Here is a 15,207-nt window from a genome sequence, read left to right on the forward strand (position 1 = left end):
TTTTTGGAGGCAGGTCCCCTCCGGTGGCCCCGGCCGCGCTACTTCCGGGGCACCCCGGAAGACCCCCGCACCATCAACTCCCCGCGCACCGTGGCGATCCCGCCCGGCGGCGGCTCCTCCCGCCCCATCGCGATCCGCCCGGCCCGCGCGCCCGCCTCCGACAGCGGCAACCGCACCGTCGTGAGCGAAGGCACCGCGTCCACGCTGAACGGCAGATCGTCGAAACCGGCGACCGAGACGTCCTCCGGGATGCGCCGCCCCGACTCCCGCAGGGCCGCGCACGCCCCCACCGCGACGGAGTCGTTCGCCGCGACCACGGCCGTCAACGACGGGTCGCGACGCAGCAGTTCGAGCGTCGCCTCGTAGCCGGAGCGGCGGTCGTAGCGGCCGTGCACGGTCCACCGGGGGTCCTCCGCGATGCCGTGCGCGGTCAGCGCCTCGCGGTGGCCCTCCAGGCGGTGCCGGGTCGTGGTCCGTTCCTCCGGGCCCGCGATGTAGCCGAGGCGGCGGTGGCCGAGGCCGATGAGGTGCTCGGTCAGTTCACGCCCGCCCCCGCGGTTGTCGAAGGTCAGCGCGAACGCCCCGGTGTCCGGCGCCGGCGGGCGCCCGCACAGCACCACCCGCGTCCCGGCCTCCCCGAGCTTCCGCAGCTTCGCCGCGACGGCGGCCGCGTGCGGCGCGTTCTCCATGGCCCCACCGGTCAGGACGACGGCCGCCGCCCGCTGCCGCTGGAGCAGGGTCAGATAGGTCAGCTCGCGCTCCGGGGAGCCCCCTGTGTTGCACACCACGGCCAGCCGTTCCCCGCCCGCACGCCCGCCCGGTCCGCCGATCTCCGCCTGGATCGCGCTCGCCATGATCCCGAAGAAGGGGTCGGCGATGTCGTTGACCAGGATGCCGACCAGGTCGGAGGTGGCCGCCGCGAGCGCGCTCGCGGGACCGTTGAGGACGTAGTCCAGCTCGTCGACCGCCCGCAGCACCCGCTCGCGGGTGGTGGCCGCGACCGGGTAGTTGCCGTTCAGTACGCGCGACACCGTCGCGGGGGAGACCTGGGCGCGGGCCGCCACGTCCGCCAGGGTCACCGTCATGTCGTTCGTCCTCCGGTCGAGCATCTCGTCGTACGCCGTTGTGCACAGGCTGCCCAAAGGAAGCCCCCGTCCGAGCAGACGATAAGGCCATACACCCCTGTCGTTCGCCCCCTCGAACAACTCGACCCCATCACGGTCTTGTACAGACCTGTGTGCAAAGGCTAGCTTCTGCATATATAGAAAGCGCTTGCTGCGTTGTTGAAACGTATGCGGACGAAGGGAAACACGTGACACGCAAGACGGTGCGTATCGCCATGAACGGCGTGACCGGGCGCATGGGCTACCGACAGCACCTCGTCCGCTCGATCCTCGCACTGCGCGAGCAGGGTGGTCTAGACCTCGGCGACGGAACCGTGCTGTGGCCGGAACCGATCCTCGTCGGCCGCCGTGAGCACGCGCTGAAGGCGCTTGCCGAGCAGCACGGGCTCGACCCCGAGAACGTCTCCACGGACGTGGACGCGGTCCTCGCCGACCCGACCGTCGAGATCTACTTCGACGCCCAGGTCACCTCCGCCCGCGAGGAGGCGCTCAAGAAGGCGATCGCCGCGGGCAAGCACATCTACACCGAGAAGCCCACCGCGACCGGCCTCGACGGCGCCCTGGAGCTGGCCCGCCTCGCCGACGCCGCCGGCATCAAGCACGGCGTCGTCCAGGACAAGCTGTTCCTCCCGGGCCTGCTCAAGCTCAAGCGGCTCATCGACGGCGGCTTCTTCGGCCGGATCCTCTCCATCCGCGGCGAGTTCGGCTACTGGGTCTTCGAGGGCGACTGGCAGAGCGCCCAGCGCCCGTCGTGGAACTACCGCGCCGAGGACGGCGGCGGCATCGTCGTCGACATGTTCCCGCACTGGGAGTACGTCCTCCACGAGCTGTTCGGCCGCGTCAAGTCCGTCCAGGCCATCGCGACGACTCACATCCCGCAGCGCTGGGACGAGAACGGCAAGCCCTACGACGCCACCGCCGACGACGCCGCCTACGGCATCTTCGAGCTCGACAGCGGAGCGATCGCCCAGATCAACTCCTCCTGGGCCGTCCGCGTCAACCGCGACGAACTCGTCGAGTTCCAGGTCGACGGCACCGAGGGCTCGGCCGTCGCCGGGCTGCGCAACTGCCGTGCCCAGCACCGCAGTTCCACCCCCAAGCCGGTCTGGAACCCCGACATCCCCGTCACCGAGGTCTTCCGCGACCAGTGGCAGGAGGTCCCCGACAACGCCGACTTCGACAACGGCTTCAAGGCGCAGTGGGAGCTGTTCCTGCGCCACGTCTACGCCGACGCCCCCTACCACTGGGACCTGCTGGCCGGCGCCCGCGGCGTCCAGCTCGCCGAGCTGGGCCTGCGGTCGTCCGCCGAGGGCCGCCGTCTCGACGTCCCGGAGATCTCACTGTGACCATCCAACTCCCCGACGCGTCAGGGGCCCTGACGGCCTACGAGCCCCGCTCCGAACCCCTCGCCGTCACCTCCGGCACCCCCTTCACCTCTCGTACGGTGTTCTCGGCGGCCCACGTCGTCGCGGACCCGTTCGCCGACACGAGCCCCGACTCGCCCGCCGCCGTCGACTGGGACGCCACCCTCGCCTTCCGCCGCCACCTCTGGTCCCACGGCCTCGGGGTCGCCGAGGCGATGGACACCGCCCAGCGCGGCATGGGCCTGGACTGGGCGGGCGCGGCCGAGCTGATCCGCCGAAGTTCCGCCGAGGCCAAGGCGGTTGGCGGGCGGATCGCCTGCGGTGTCGGCACCGACCAGATCACCGGCGGCACCCTGGCCGACGTACAGGCCGCGTACGAGGAGCAGTTGGCCCTCGTCGAGGAGTCGGGCGCGCAGGCCATCCTGATGGCTTCGCGGGCGCTCGCGGCCGTGGCGAAGGGCCCCGAGGACTACCTGGAGGTCTACGGCCATCTGCTCCGCCAGGCCACCGAGCCCGTCGTCCTGCACTGGCTCGGCCCGATGTTCGACCCGGCGCTGGAGGGCTACTGGGGCTCGTCCGACCTGGACGCGGCCACCGACACCTTCCTCGACGTCATCGCGGCCCACCCCGACAAGGTGGACGGCATCAAGGTGTCGCTCCTGGAGGCTCAGCGGGAGATCGACATCCGGCGCCGGCTGCCCCAGGGCGTCCGCTGCTACACCGGCGACGACTTCAACTACCCCGAGCTGATCGCGGGCGACGACCAGGGCTTCAGCCACGCCCTGCTCGGCATCTTCGACCCGCTCGGCCCGCTGGCGGCCGAGGCGGTCCGCGTCCTGGACACCGGAAACACGGCAGGCTTCCGCGAACTCCTGGATCCGACGGTCGAGTTGTCCCGCCACCTCTTCCAGGCCCCGACCCGCTTCTACAAGACGGGCGTGGTGTTCCTGGCCTGGCTCGCGGGCCACCAGTCGCACTTCACGATGGTCGGCGGCCTCCAGTCGGCCCGTTCCCTCCCGCACTTCGCCCGCGCCTACCGACTCGCCGACGGCCTGGGCCTGTTCCCCGACCCGAAGCTCGCGGAGGAACGGATGAAGAACCTGCTCGCCCTGTACGGAGTGACCCAGTGAGCAATCCGGAGCTGTCCCGCTTCTCCGTCAACCAGATGACGGTGAAGCAGCTGAGCATGCCCGAACTGGTCGACGCCTGCCTGGAGTTGGGCGTCCCCGGCGTGGGCCTGTGGCGCGAGCCGGTCCAGTCGTACGGCCTGGACGCCACCGCGAAGCTGGTCCGCGACGCGGGCCTCGCGGTGACAACGTTGTGCAGGGGCGGCTTCTTCACGGCGCTCGACCCCGCCGAGCGCGCCCGCGCCCTGGACGACAACCGCCGGGCCGTCGACGAGGCGGCCACGCTGGGCACGGACACCCTCGTGCTGGTCTCCGGCGGTCTGCCGGCCGGCTCGAAGGACCTGCACGGCGCGCGGGAGCGGATCGCCGACGCGCTGGGCGAGTTGGGGCCCTACGCCGAGGAGCGGGGCGTACGGCTGGCCATCGAGCCGCTGCACCCCATGTTCGCCTCCGACCGCTGCGTGGTCTCGACACTCACCCAGGCCCTCGACCTCGCCGAGCGCTTCCCCGCGCAACAGGTCGGCGTCACGGTGGACACGTACCACATCTGGTGGGACGACCAGGCCCCGGCGCAGATCGCCCGGGCCGGCGCGGGCGGCCGTATCCACACCTTCCAGCTCGCCGACTGGACCACCCCGCTGCCCGAGGGCGTCCTCAACGGCCGCGGGCAGATCGGGGACGGCGCGGTGGACATGCGGGAGTGGAAGGCGTACGTCGAGGCCGCCGGATACACCGGCCCCATCGAGGTCGAACTGTTCAACGACGGCCTGTGGGCCCGCGACGGCCGCGAGGTGCTGGCGGAGACGGCGGCACGGTTCGTGGAGCACGTGATCCGATGAACCTGTGAGCGACCCGCTCGTGTCCCGCCCCGCTCCGCTCCGGCGGGGTGGGGCGGTTCCGTTCGCCGGAACAGGGCGGGACAGGCCTCTCCCGGCCGGGCCACACTGCCCACGGACGGTCCGGCATCGCGGCGGCACGGAGCCGTCGCGGCCGTCCGACGGGGGGATGAGACGGCCATGTCCAGTGTCTGCAGACGCGCGGGGGCGCTCCTGACGCTCCTGGCGCTCGTGGTGATCGGTGCGTCCGGTACCGCCGGCGCAGAATCGGCAGGCCCGGCCCTGCCGGCGCTGGCCGGTGCGTACTTCAAGGTGGTCAACCAGAACAGCGGCAAGTGCCTGGACGTCAGGCGGGAGGACCCCAAACCGGGTGCGTCCGTTCAGCAGTACGGCTGCACCGGAACGGACAACCAGCTGTGGTCGGCGGTGCCCGTCGGCAACGGTGTGTACACGCTGGTGAGCAAGGAGAGCGGCCTGTGTATGGCTTCCTTCCTCTTCAACCTCATGGTGGTGAACACGTGCAACGGCGTCCCCGGTCAGCAGTGGAGGGCGGTACCAGCGGGATTCGAGTGGAGCGAGCTGCGGTCGCAGGGCCTCAATGAGTGCACGACGGTACGAAGCTCCAGCACGGCCGATTCCGCGGTGATCGAGCAGTCGGCCTGCATCGGCCTGCCGTCCCAGCATTGGCAGTTCGTCACCGTCTGATCCTTCTGCCCCGCATCGGCGATTCGTCCTGCGGGGCAGTTTCATGTCCGGCGCCGGAATGTGAGAGTCGCCTTCACACAGGTCTCTTTAATAAATGCAGATCACGGCGTGTGTATTGGCCGCAATTCCTGTGATTGAGCTGTCGATTCGTCTTTTTCGGAGTCCTCCGGAACCGTATCTCCCCAGGTCGTGTCTATAGGATCGTGCTCGCCGCGGGGCCGGGGGAAATCCCGGAAACGCGGTAGGCCGGGCTTTCTCTCGCATGAGAGAAGTCTGAGAGCCGCATAAGAGAAGTAATTCTCGGAATCGAACAAGGAGTTATCTGTGAACGTGCGTATCGCCGCCGTCTCCCTGGCCTCCGCCGCGCTCGTCGCCGTCGGCGCCACCGCTGCCGTCGCCGCGCCCGCCCCGGCGCCGGGCATCACGCTCAAGGCCGATCACACCGCTGTGAAGCTCGGCGACGTGGTGACCTTCACCGGCAAGTCGACCGGTCTGAAGGAGGGCTCCAAGGTGACGCTCCAGGTCAAGACGGGCGCGACCTGGAAGTCCCTGCCCGTGACCGCCAAGGTCAACCACAGCGCGTACAAGCTGACCGACAAGTTCCAGAAGAAGGGCGTCCAGGTCCTGCGCGTCAAGGACGGCGCCACCGTCTCCAAGGCGGTCTCGGTCACCGTCCGCTGACGTCGGCCGCCCCGCGCTGAAACACCCCTGAGCCCTGCCCCACCCCGTCCGATCCGGGGTGGGGCAGGAGGTCAGGAGTATGCCGTACCGGCCCGCCCTACTTCTTCGCCGCCCGCTTCGTCAGGACCGCCAGCACCACCGGGATCAGCATCTCGACGACCCGGGTGACCGTCGCCGGCGGCAGGCCCGTCTTCTTGGCGACCGCGTTCGCCACCGGCTTGGCCGCCTTGGCCAGCACTCCGGCCATGAGCCCGCCGGTCGCGAAACCGCCCAGCGTCGCCACGCCCTGGAGGGGAGCCTCCTGGGGCGTCTCCACGGTCGCCGCCTCGCCGGACAGCGCCGAGACCGTCGTACCGACGACCTCCCTGGCGCCCGCCTCGTCCGTCCCCAGCAGGCCCGCGATCTCCTGGACCCGGGCGTCGCCCAGCTCGTCGAGGACGTCGCCCTGGAAGGTCGTAGCAGAGTCTTCGCTCATGCCTGAAACGCTACGTCCGCCCCGTTTCGTCGGCACCCGGAGCCCGCCCGGAAGCCGTTCTGAAAAATTCTCAAGACGGCGTACAACCCTCCCGGCGGCCCGCGGGTCGTACTTGGCATCAGGACTCTTGGAGGGGGATCTGGGGGGATCTTGAGGGGTCCTGATGTTGGAGGGGAATAGCCGAGGGGGCTTGGTCGACGGACCAGGCCCCCTCGAATGTGTGCCGCCCCTGTGCGGTCCCTGTGCCGTCCGCCCGGTGCCCGGCCGGAACCCGTGCGCCGAGTGTGACAGGACGGAGCGGCCGAATCCGTACGTTGCTTCCGTGACGGTCGTCGCCCAGGCTCCATCGTGTGGCGAAGGACGACCGAGCCGGGAGCACCAGCGATGCTGCGGATCCACTTCACACCCCAGGACCTGGCCCGCCTCCACGTCGCGAGCACCCCCGACCCGCTCTGGGAGATCGCCTGTAGCCTGCACCGGCTCCAGACCACCCAGGGCCGTTGGGCCTACGCCGACTGGCACCGCGGCACCCGGGCCACCCTCGCCGGCACCCCGCTCGGCGCGGCCGTCCGCCGGCTGCTGTTCCCCTTGCTGCCGCGGGCGCGCTACATGCCCGACTTCCTCAACCCCGCCGAGTCGGCCGACGGCCTGGAGTGCGGACTCGCGGCGGTCGTCGACGTCCCGCCCACCCGTGTCGCCCGGGAACTGGACCTGCTGCGCCGTTCCAGCGGCGCTCCCGACTGGGCCGCGCGCCTGGTGGAACGCCCGGTCCGCGAGGAACTCGCCAAGGTCCTGCGCGCCTACCACGACGCCGTCGTCGCACCCCACCAGGACCGCATCCACGCGGAACTCACCGGCGAACGCGCCCTGCGCGCCCACGAGGTCCTCGACACCGGTGTCGACGGACTGCTCTCCGGCCTCTCGCCGTCCATGCGCTGGCACCCGCCGGTGCTGCACATCGACTACGTCGAGGACCGGGACCTGTATCTCACCGGCCGCGGACTGCGCCTCGTCCCCTCCTACTTCTGCTGGCAGTCGCCGGTCTCCATGGCCGACCCGGAGCTGCCGCCCGTGCTGACCTACCCCCTGCACCACAAACAGCCGCCCGCTCCCGCCCGCCCCGCCGACGCCTCCCTCGCCGCGCTGCTGGGCCGTACCCGGGCGGCGGCGCTGCGCGGGGTCGCGTCCGGCGCGACCACCTCCGAACTGGCGCGCCACCTGGGCGTCTCGCCCGCCACCGCGACCCACCACACCACGGTCCTGCGCGACTCCGGCCTGACCACCAGCCATCGCGTCGGCAACATCGTGCTGCACACCCTCACCCCGCTGGGCGCGGCACTGCTGCGCCGGCCGGTCCCCGCGGCACCCGTCCAGCCGTAGCCCCGGGCAGTCGCTTTCACGTCACCCGGCACACCCGCTCGGCGAACACCCCTCACTCCTTTCGTCCCAGCCGTCCCGCGGACACCGGTGGAGCAACCGCCTCCGCCACCCGGCCTGCGACTTTCGAGCCAGCTCGAAGGTGGTCGTCCGCACCCGGCCCGCGCTGCCAACGTGTCCGGCGAAGCACCGGCGGGGGAGTGAACCGTCCCCGCCCCTGACCACCGTCGAAGGGGGAAACCCATGAAGAACGCCATCGCGGCGGGCGCACTCGCGCTCGTCGCCGCGGGCGGCTGTCTGGTCCTGGCGCCGACCGCGTCCGCGGCGCCGGACGCGTGTGTGACCAGCACCCTGACCACCGGATCGTACGAAGGCGTCGGCACCCAGGTGCGGAAGTCGTCGACCAGCAGTTGCAGCGACCTCAACCTGGTGTACACCGACGACAAGACGGTCTACGCCAACGACGGCTACGCCGGCCGTCTCTACCACACGTCCAGCAGCTCGTGGATCACCTGCAACGCGGGCTACATCTGGCTCTCGGACGGCACCTACCCCGTCGACTCCGAGCTGCTGTGCACCGACGTCTCCGACAACACGCTGTTCACGGTGGCCAGTGCCGCCAACGGCGGCGACACCGTCAAGGTCGTCCACTGACCCCGAACCCGCGTCCGCCGGCGGGCCGTCCGCACCGGACGGCCCCCGGCCGTCGGGAGGAGAGGAGTGCCCGGATGCTCCGGCGCCCGGTCCTGGTGCGCGCGGCCCTCGCGGCGGCCGTCGCCCTGCTCGTCACGGCGTGTTCCGCCCAGGCCGCCGATGTCGCCGGCCGGTCGTCCGGCACCCGGACCGCCCCCGTGACCCCGGCCCGCCTCGGCCGCACCCTGCCGGACGACCCCGTGCGCATGGTCCTGCCGGCCACCGGCGCCGAGACCCGCTGGACCCAGGGGCTGTACGTGTTCGGACAGCAGGTGACCCGCGCGGCCGCCGCCGACTGCGCGCGCCGGGGCGGATTCACGCTGCCCCGGGAGATCCCGCTCGCCTTCATCCGCTTCTTCGCGCTCCCCGACCTGGACTTCATCGCCCGGCACGGACTGAGCGTGAGCGCGGACATCCCCGCCGCCGTTCCCGGCCCCTCCACGGTCCGCGCCGGCACCGCGGCCGAGGTGAGCCGCTGCCGGGCCGAGGGCGCGAAGGCCGCGGCCGTACTGAGCGACATCTACCTGCCGGTCGAACGGCGGTGGTTCGGCGAACTCGGTTCCCTGGACGACGAGCCGGCCGTCGTACGGGCCCGGCAGGGACTGTCCGGCTGTCTGCCCGGGCACGGTGTCCGGGCCCGCGACGAGAAGACCTTCATGGCGGTGGCGGACGCCCGCCAGAACTCCGCCTCCGCCGCCGAACTCCCGGCCACGGAAAGCGAGTTGGGCCGCGTCTACGCCACCTGCATGCGCCCGGTCGAGGCCGTCCGCGCGCCCGCCCGGCTCCGCCTGCGCGCCGGATTCCTCGCCGAACACACCGCTGAGATCCGCGCACTCCGTACGAAGCTCGTCCCGGCCCTGCACCGCACCGAGCGCCGGTACGGGCTGACCCTGGTGTTCCCGGAACCCTGACCGGCGGCCCCCGGATCCAGAAGCGTTACGTATCCGCCCGAACCGTCACACTTCTAGAAGAACACCCCGCACCGCAGCAGCACATTCGCGTACGGCCGCGCCTCGCCCGTCCGCACGATCAGCCGCGCACCCGCCGACAGCTCCTTGAGCTTCTCGTGGGGGACGAGATCCAGGTCGGGGAAGCGGGCGTCGAGGAGCGCGGTGGCGGCCCGGTTGGCGCCCCGTATCTCGCGTGCCGCCGTCGCGCCCTCCACCACCAGTTCGGCCAGCAGCCCGTCCAGCACCTCCGCGAACGACGGCACCCCGGCCCGGAACGCCAGGTCCACCACCCGGGGCCCGGCCGGGATCGGCATCCCGGCGTCGCACACCAGCACCCCGTCCCCGTGCCCCAACTCGGCCAGCGCGCCGGAGAGATGACGGTTGAGAATCCCTGCCTTCTTCACAGTGCGGCGACCTCGTCCGCCGTCGGGAAGGACTCCTGCGCGCCCTTCCTGGTGACGGCCACCGCACCCACCCGCGCCGCGTACGTCGCAGCCTCCGCCAGGGACGACCCCGTGCCCAGCTTCCAGGCCAGCGCCGCGGTGAAGGAATCGCCCGCACCCGTCGTGTCCACGGCGTCCACCTTCACGGACGGCACCCGGGCGACCCCCTCCCGCGAGGCCACCAGCGCGCCCTCCGCGCCCAGCGTCACGACCACCGAACGCGGCCCCTTCGCCAGCAGGATCCGCGCCCAGTCCTCGGGCCGCTCGCTCACACACGCGTCCCCGAGGATCACCTTCGCCTCGTGCTCGTTGACGATCAACGGGTCGCAGGCGGCCAGGACTTCGGAGGGCAGTGGCCTCGGCGGCGACGGGTTCAGCACGAACCGGCTGTCGGGCGCCAGACTCCGTACGACCTCCACGACCGTCTCCAGCGGGATCTCCAGCTGTACGGAGACCACCCGGGAGGCGTGGAAGAGACAGGCGGCGGCCTGGATGTCGACCGGGAACAGCTTCCCGTTGGCCCCCGGCGACACCACGATGCTGTTGTCGCCGGACGGGTCCACCGTGATCAGCGCGACCCCGGTCGGCGCCCCGCCCACCAGCACACCCACCGTGTCGACCCCGGCGGCCCGCTGCGAGTCCAGCAGCAGCCTGCCGTACGCGTCGTCGCCGACCCGGGCCAGCAGGACCGTACGGGCACCGAGCCGGGCGGCGGCGACCGCCTGGTTGGCACCCTTGCCGCCGGGGTGGACGGCCAGGTCGGAACCGAGGACCGTCTCGCCGGCGCCCGGCCGCCGCTCGACGTCGATCACGAGGTCGGCGTTGGCCGATCCGACGACCAGGAGGTCGTAGTCGTACATGAAGTGACTCCCCACAGTGGTGACTTGGGCTGGGTGGCCGGTCCGCTGTCAGCCGGTGAAACCGGCCACGTTCTCCTTGGTGACCACCTTCACGGGCACCTTCACCGTCGTCTCCACCTTCTTGCCCTGAGCCGCGCGCAGCGCGTTGTCCACGGCGATTTTGCCCAACTGGCTCGGCTGCTGCGCCACGGACGCGTACAGCGTCCCCTGCTTGACGGCGGTCAGCCCGTCGGGCGTGCCGTCGAAGCCTACGACCGAGACCGACCTGCCCGCCTTGGAACCGAGCGCCTTGATGGCGCCGAGGGCCATCTCGTCGTTGGCCGCGATGACGCCCTGGACGTCGGGGTGCGCCTGGAGCAGGTTCGACATCACGTCGAGGCCCTTGGTGCGGTCGAAGTCGGCGGGCTGCTGGGCGAGGACCTGGATGCCGGGATAGGCCTTCAGTCCCTTGGCGAAGCCCTCGGCCCGCTCGCGTGCCGCCGACGTACCCGCCTGGCCCTGGAGGATGACGATCTTGCCGGTGCCGCCCAGCTTCTCGGCGACGGTCTTGGCGGCGAGTTCACCGCCTACGACGTTGTCGGAGGCGACGAGGGTGTCCACGGCCGCCTTGTTGACGCCGCGGTCGACCGCGATCACCGGGATCTTCGCCTTGTCCGCGGCCTTCACGGAGTTGCTCGCCGCGTCCGAGTCCACCGGGTTGACGATGATCGCGCCGTAGTTCGAACTGGTGAAGTTCTGGAGCTGGTTGGCCTGCTGGGACGCGTCGTTCTGCGCGTCGGTGACGGTCAGGTCCAGGCCCAGCTTCTTCGCCTCGGCCTGCGCACCGGACCGGATCTGCACGAAGAACGGGTTGTTGAGCGTGGAGAGGGAGAGGCCGAGCTTGGGCTTCGACGCCGTGGAGGAGTCGTTGTGCAGGAAGGAGGTCGCGCCGACGATCGCGACGGTGACGACGGCCGCGAGCGCGTACGTCGTCGCCTGCCTGCCCTTGCCGCCACCACCGACACCCGTACCGGAGACGGGAGTCGCGCCGGCCTTCCGGCGCACGGTGTCGAGCAGGACGGCCAGCGCGATGACGACACCGATCACGACCTGCTGCCAGAAGGCCGATACCGAAAGGAGGTTGAGGCCGTTGCGCAGCACCGCGAGGATCAGCGCGCCGATGAGCGTGCCGGACGCCTTGCCGGTGCCGCCCGCGAGAGAGGCGCCGCCGATGACGACCGCGGCGATCGCGTCCAGCTCGTAACCGTCGGCGGCCTGCGGCTGCGCGGAGGAGAGCCGGGAGGCGAGGACGATGCCCGCGGCGGCGGCGAACACACCGGACAGGGCGTAGATCGCGAGCTTCTGCCTGGAGACCCGCAACCCCGAGAGCCGCGCGGCCTCTTCGTTGCCGCCGATCGCGTACATGGACCGGCCGATGTACGTCCGCCCGAGCACGAAGGCCGCGATCAGCCCCATCACGATCATCACCAGGACCGGCACCGGCAGCCAGCCGCCCAGCGTGTCACCGAGGTGCGAGACCGAGTCGGGGAAGGCGATCGGCGAGCCCTGCGAGATCACCAGCGACAGCCCGCGCGCCACCGACAGCATCGCCAACGTCGCGATGAACGGCGGGAGTTTGCCGTAGGCGATGAGGAAGCCGTTGACGAGACCGGCCGCGATGCCGGTGGCGATCGCGAGAACGACGGCCAGGAAGACGGGGACGCCGTGCTGCGTGGCGCTCCACGCGAGCACGGTGGCGGACAGGGCGGCCACCGAACCGACCGACAGGTCGATGCCCGCCGAGACGATCACGAAGGTGACACCGAAGGCGAGGATCGCGGTGACGGCCGCCTGGACACCGACGTTGAGGAGGTTGTCGGTGGTGAGGAAGTCACCGGAGAGCGCCGACATGGCGATGACGAGGACGATGAGCGCGGTCAACGCGCCGTTGTCCAGAAGCAGTCGGCGGATGCCCGAGGCGCCACTGGTGCCCGGCGTGCTCTTGAGCGTTTCAGTGGCCACGGCGGCCCTCCACAGCGGTAGGTGCTTCAGCGGTAGTCGTTTGGGTCGGTGTGCTGACGGCGAGCGCCATCACGGAGTCCTGCGTGGCCTGTTCGGCGGAGAGTTCGCCCGCGATGCGTCCCTGGGCCATGACGAGCACCCGGTCGCTCATGCCGAGAACTTCGGGGAGATCACTGGAGATCATGAGAACGGCGGCACCAGCGGCTGTCAGCTCATTGATCAGCTGATAGATCTCGACCTTGGCGCCGACGTCGATCCCGCGCGTCGGCTCGTCGAGGATCAGCACCTTGGTGTCGGCGAGCAGCCACTTGCCGATGACGACCTTCTGCTGGTTGCCGCCGGACAGCGTCCGCACCTGTTGCCCAAGTCCCGCCATCCGCACGCCCAGTTGCTCGGCTATCCGCGCGGTGGCGACCCGCTGCCCCTTGAGGTCGACGAGCCCGCCGTGGGTCGCGGCCCGCATGGTGACGAGCCCGAGGTTCTCCTCCACGGACTGGTCGAGCACGAGCCCCTGCCCCTTGCGGTCCTCGGGCACGAGCCCGATCCCGGCGGTCATCGCCGCGTTGACGTCGTGCCCGCGCAAGGCGGAGCCGCCGACCTTCACGGCCCCGCGGTCGTACGGGTCGGCCCCGAAGACGGCCCGTACGACTTCGGTACGACCCGCCCCCACGAGCCCCGCGATCCCGACGACCTCACCGGCCCGCACCTCGAAGCTGATGTCGTGGAAGACACCGTCCCGGGTGAGCCCCTCGACGGAGAGCAACGCGGCGCCGGTGTCGGCCCGTTCACGCGGATACTGCTGCTCGATGGAGCGCCCGACCATGAGCCGTACGAGCTCGTCCTCGGGGGTGGAGGCAGGCACCTGCCCGACACTCTTCCCGTCCCGAATGACGGTGACGCGGTCGCCGAGGGCGGCGATCTCTTCCAGATGATGGGTGATGAAGACGACCCCGACCCCGTCCGCACGCAGTTGCCGCACGATGGAGAAGAGCGTCTCGACCTCCTCGGAGGTCAGTACGGCGGTCGGCTCGTCCATGATGAGTACACGTGCGTCGAGGCTGAGAGCCTTCGCGATCTCGACCATCTGGAGCCGCGCGATACCGAGTTCACGCACCCGGGCCCGCGGCGAGACGTTCACGCCCACGCGCTCCAGCAGCACGGCGGCGTCGGCCTCCATCCGCTTCCGGTCGATCATCCCGAGCCGACGCGGCTGCCGCCCCAGGAAGATGTTCTCGGCGACGGTCAGATCGGGAACGAGGTTGAACTCCTGGTAGATGGTGGCGATCCCGAGGTGCGCGGAGTCCTGCGCACTGTGGATGCGCACCTCCTCGCCACCGGCCAGGATGCGGCCGCCGTCGGGACGGTAGGCACCGGAGAGCATCTTGATGAGGGTGCTCTTGCCGGCGCCGTTCTCACCGAGCAGCACATGGACCTCGCCCCGGCGCAGATCGAAGTCGACGCCGTCCAGCGCGACGACACCGGGGAAGGTCTTGCGGATGCCCTCGATGCGCAGCAACTCGTCGTCGTTGCTCACGACTCGCTCCTTCGAACAGGGGATGGTGAGGGGTTCGTCTCGCCGCACGAGCGGCGCACGACGAGCCGGGCGGGAAGGGTGACGGACTCCGGCACCCGCCCCTCGATCCGGTCGACGAGCGCGCGCACGGCGGCCCGCCCCAGCTCGGGTGTCGGCTGGGCGATCGCGGTGATCGGCGGATCGGTGTGCACGAACCACCGGATGTCGTCGAACGCGGCCAGCGCGAGGTCCTCGGGAACACGGAGCCCACGCGCCCGTACGGCGTCCAGGGCGCCGAGCGCCATCAGGTTGTCGGCGGCGAACACGGCCTCGGGCGGCTCGGCCAGATCGAGGAAACCCTCCGTCACCCGCCGCCCGCTCTCGGCCTGGAAGTCGCCCTGCCCGATGTAGGCGTCGGGGAGCGGAATGCCGTACTCGGCGAGCGCGTCCCGGAAGGCGGCGACGCGCTCACTGCCGGTGGTCGTGGCGGCGGGGCCGGCGATGATGGCGAGCCTGCGGTGCCCCAGCCCGTGCAGATGCGCGACGAGATCCCGGATCGCGGCGCGTCCGTCGGCCCGCACGACGGGGACGTCGAGCCCCGGGATCCACCGGTCCACGAACACCATGGGGGTCCCGGCGCGGGCGGCGTCCAGCATGCCCGGGGAACCACCGTCGGTGGGGGACACGAGCAGCCCGTCGATACGACGGTCCAGCAGCGTCCGCACGTGGTGGTCCTGGAGCTCCGGCCGCTCGTCGGCGTTCCCGATGATCACGCTGTACCCGAGGGCGCGGGCCTCCTCCTCGACGGAGCGGGCCAGCTCGGTGAAGTAGGGGTTCAGCACATCGCTGATGACCAGGCCGAGGGTGCGGGTCTGGTCGGTGCGCAGCGACCGGGCGACGGCGTTGGGACGGTAGTCCAGCGCCTCTACGGCGGCCAGGACGCGCGTACGTGCGTCGTCACTGACCGACGGATGGTCGTTCAGCACCCGCGACACCGTGGCCACGGAGACCCCGGCCTCGGCGGCGACGTCCTTGATGCTCGCCATCGCCGTTCCACC

The 15,207-nt window shown here is 70.9% G+C and carries 15 protein-coding genes; 8 read left to right on the forward strand and 7 right to left on the reverse strand.

All coding sequences use genetic code 11. The features are described from left to right. Positions 1 to 38 precede the first annotated feature (38 nt). Complete coding sequence (locus ACQHII_RS30875; protein WP_427922347.1) at positions 39 to 1,085, reverse strand: LacI family DNA-binding transcriptional regulator; 1,047 nt, start codon at positions 1,083 to 1,085, stop codon at positions 39 to 41. A gap of 227 nt (positions 1,086 to 1,312) precedes the next feature. On the opposite strand from ACQHII_RS30875, the gene ACQHII_RS30880 reads away from it, so the two are divergent. From ACQHII_RS30880 to ACQHII_RS30900, 5 genes are all read left to right on the forward strand, one after another. Further along, a complete protein-coding gene (locus ACQHII_RS30880) occupies positions 1,313 to 2,470 on the forward strand; it encodes a Gfo/Idh/MocA family protein (protein WP_427922348.1) in 1,158 nt (385 codons plus the stop codon). Beyond that, positions 2,467 to 3,618, forward strand: a complete 1,152-nt coding sequence (locus tag ACQHII_RS30885) for a dihydrodipicolinate synthase family protein (RefSeq protein WP_427922349.1) — start codon at positions 2,467 to 2,469, stop codon at positions 3,616 to 3,618. Before ACQHII_RS30880 ends, ACQHII_RS30885 begins: the two co-directional genes overlap by 4 nt. Before the next feature lie 35 nt (positions 3,619 to 3,653). Further along, a complete protein-coding gene (locus tag ACQHII_RS30890; protein WP_427925443.1) occupies positions 3,654 to 4,454 on the forward strand; it encodes a sugar phosphate isomerase/epimerase family protein in 801 nt (266 codons plus the stop codon). 177 nt (positions 4,455 to 4,631) lie between these two features. Continuing rightward, the gene (locus ACQHII_RS30895) at positions 4,632 to 5,156 is read left to right on the forward strand and encodes an RICIN domain-containing protein (RefSeq protein WP_427922350.1); all 525 of its coding nucleotides are present in this window, start codon (positions 4,632 to 4,634) and stop codon (positions 5,154 to 5,156) included. Positions 5,157 to 5,480: 324 nt separating this feature from the next. After that, positions 5,481 to 5,837, forward strand: coding sequence for a hypothetical protein (locus ACQHII_RS30900; protein WP_427922351.1), 357 nt, complete (start codon positions 5,481 to 5,483; stop codon positions 5,835 to 5,837). Positions 5,838 to 5,934: 97 nt separating this feature from the next. Here ACQHII_RS30900 and ACQHII_RS30905 read toward each other — a convergent pair whose 3' ends face one another. Beyond that, positions 5,935 to 6,312 carry a DUF937 domain-containing protein gene (locus ACQHII_RS30905; RefSeq protein WP_427922352.1) on the reverse strand — a complete coding sequence of 126 codons (378 nt, stop codon included), beginning with the start codon at positions 6,310 to 6,312 and terminating at the stop codon, positions 5,935 to 5,937. Positions 6,313 to 6,696: 384 nt separating this feature from the next. Between ACQHII_RS30905 and ACQHII_RS30910 the strand changes: the two genes are divergently transcribed. The 3 genes from ACQHII_RS30910 to ACQHII_RS30920 all read left to right on the forward strand — a co-directional run bounded on the left by ACQHII_RS30910 (position 6,697) and on the right by ACQHII_RS30920 (position 9,293). After that, positions 6,697 to 7,692 carry a DUF5937 family protein gene (locus ACQHII_RS30910; RefSeq protein ID WP_427922353.1) on the forward strand — a complete coding sequence of 332 codons (996 nt, stop codon included), beginning with the start codon at positions 6,697 to 6,699 and terminating at the stop codon, positions 7,690 to 7,692. Between the two features lie 240 nt (positions 7,693 to 7,932). Continuing rightward, positions 7,933 to 8,343, forward strand: a complete 411-nt coding sequence (locus tag ACQHII_RS30915) for a hypothetical protein (protein WP_427922354.1) — start codon at positions 7,933 to 7,935, stop codon at positions 8,341 to 8,343. Between the two features lie 74 nt (positions 8,344 to 8,417). Beyond that, positions 8,418 to 9,293 carry a hypothetical protein gene (locus ACQHII_RS30920; RefSeq protein WP_427922355.1) on the forward strand — a complete coding sequence of 292 codons (876 nt, stop codon included), beginning with the start codon at positions 8,418 to 8,420 and terminating at the stop codon, positions 9,291 to 9,293. 53 nt (positions 9,294 to 9,346) lie between these two features. Here ACQHII_RS30920 and rbsD read toward each other — a convergent pair whose 3' ends face one another. From rbsD to ACQHII_RS30945, 5 genes are read right to left on the reverse strand one after another with little or no spacing between them, the layout of a single operon-like run. Beyond that, positions 9,347 to 9,736, reverse strand: a complete 390-nt coding sequence (rbsD, locus tag ACQHII_RS30925) for a D-ribose pyranase (RefSeq protein ID WP_427922356.1) — start codon at positions 9,734 to 9,736, stop codon at positions 9,347 to 9,349. After that, on the reverse strand, positions 9,733 to 10,635 hold the full coding sequence (locus ACQHII_RS30930) for a ribokinase (protein WP_427922357.1): 903 nt from the start codon (positions 10,633 to 10,635) through the stop codon (positions 9,733 to 9,735). The genes rbsD and ACQHII_RS30930 overlap by 4 nt, the downstream gene beginning before the upstream one ends. A gap of 48 nt (positions 10,636 to 10,683) precedes the next feature. Beyond that, entirely contained in the window at positions 10,684 to 12,636 is a 1,953-nt protein-coding gene (locus tag ACQHII_RS30935) for a substrate-binding domain-containing protein (protein WP_427922358.1), read from the reverse strand. Next, positions 12,626 to 14,170 carry a sugar ABC transporter ATP-binding protein gene (locus tag ACQHII_RS30940; protein WP_427922359.1) on the reverse strand — a complete coding sequence of 515 codons (1,545 nt, stop codon included), beginning with the start codon at positions 14,168 to 14,170 and terminating at the stop codon, positions 12,626 to 12,628. Before ACQHII_RS30940 ends, ACQHII_RS30935 begins: the two co-directional genes overlap by 11 nt. Next, positions 14,167 to 15,195 carry a LacI family DNA-binding transcriptional regulator gene (locus ACQHII_RS30945; RefSeq protein ID WP_427922360.1) on the reverse strand — a complete coding sequence of 343 codons (1,029 nt, stop codon included), beginning with the start codon at positions 15,193 to 15,195 and terminating at the stop codon, positions 14,167 to 14,169. Before ACQHII_RS30945 ends, ACQHII_RS30940 begins: the two co-directional genes overlap by 4 nt. Between the last annotated feature and the right edge of the window lie 12 nt (positions 15,196 to 15,207).

The sequence above is a fragment of the Streptomyces sp. cg40 genome (assembly GCF_050320165.1).
In the GTDB taxonomy this organism is placed as follows: domain Bacteria; phylum Actinomycetota; class Actinomycetes; order Streptomycetales; family Streptomycetaceae; genus Streptomyces; species Streptomyces hokutonensis.

Excerpts from the sequence above, each read along its gene's own strand:
- ACQHII_RS30895 (WP_427922350.1), top strand. The coding sequence starts at position 4,632 with ATGTCCAGTGTCTGCAGACGCGCGGGGGCGCTCCTGACGCTCCTGGCG.
- ACQHII_RS30910 (WP_427922353.1), top strand. The coding sequence starts at position 6,697 with ATGCTGCGGATCCACTTCACACCCCAGGACCTGGCCCGCCTCCACGTC.
- ACQHII_RS30905 (WP_427922352.1), bottom strand. The coding sequence starts at position 6,312 with ATGAGCGAAGACTCTGCTACGACCTTCCAGGGCGACGTCCTCGACGAG.
- ACQHII_RS30890 (WP_427925443.1), top strand. The coding sequence starts at position 3,654 with ATGACGGTGAAGCAGCTGAGCATGCCCGAACTGGTCGACGCCTGCCTG.
- ACQHII_RS30945 (WP_427922360.1), bottom strand. The coding sequence starts at position 15,195 with ATGGCGAGCATCAAGGACGTCGCCGCCGAGGCCGGGGTCTCCGTGGCC.
- ACQHII_RS30915 (WP_427922354.1), top strand. The coding sequence starts at position 7,933 with ATGAAGAACGCCATCGCGGCGGGCGCACTCGCGCTCGTCGCCGCGGGC.
- ACQHII_RS30930 (WP_427922357.1), bottom strand. The coding sequence starts at position 10,635 with ATGTACGACTACGACCTCCTGGTCGTCGGATCGGCCAACGCCGACCTC.
- ACQHII_RS30920 (WP_427922355.1), top strand. The coding sequence starts at position 8,418 with ATGCTCCGGCGCCCGGTCCTGGTGCGCGCGGCCCTCGCGGCGGCCGTC.
- ACQHII_RS30875 (WP_427922347.1), bottom strand. The coding sequence starts at position 1,085 with ATGACGGTGACCCTGGCGGACGTGGCGGCCCGCGCCCAGGTCTCCCCC.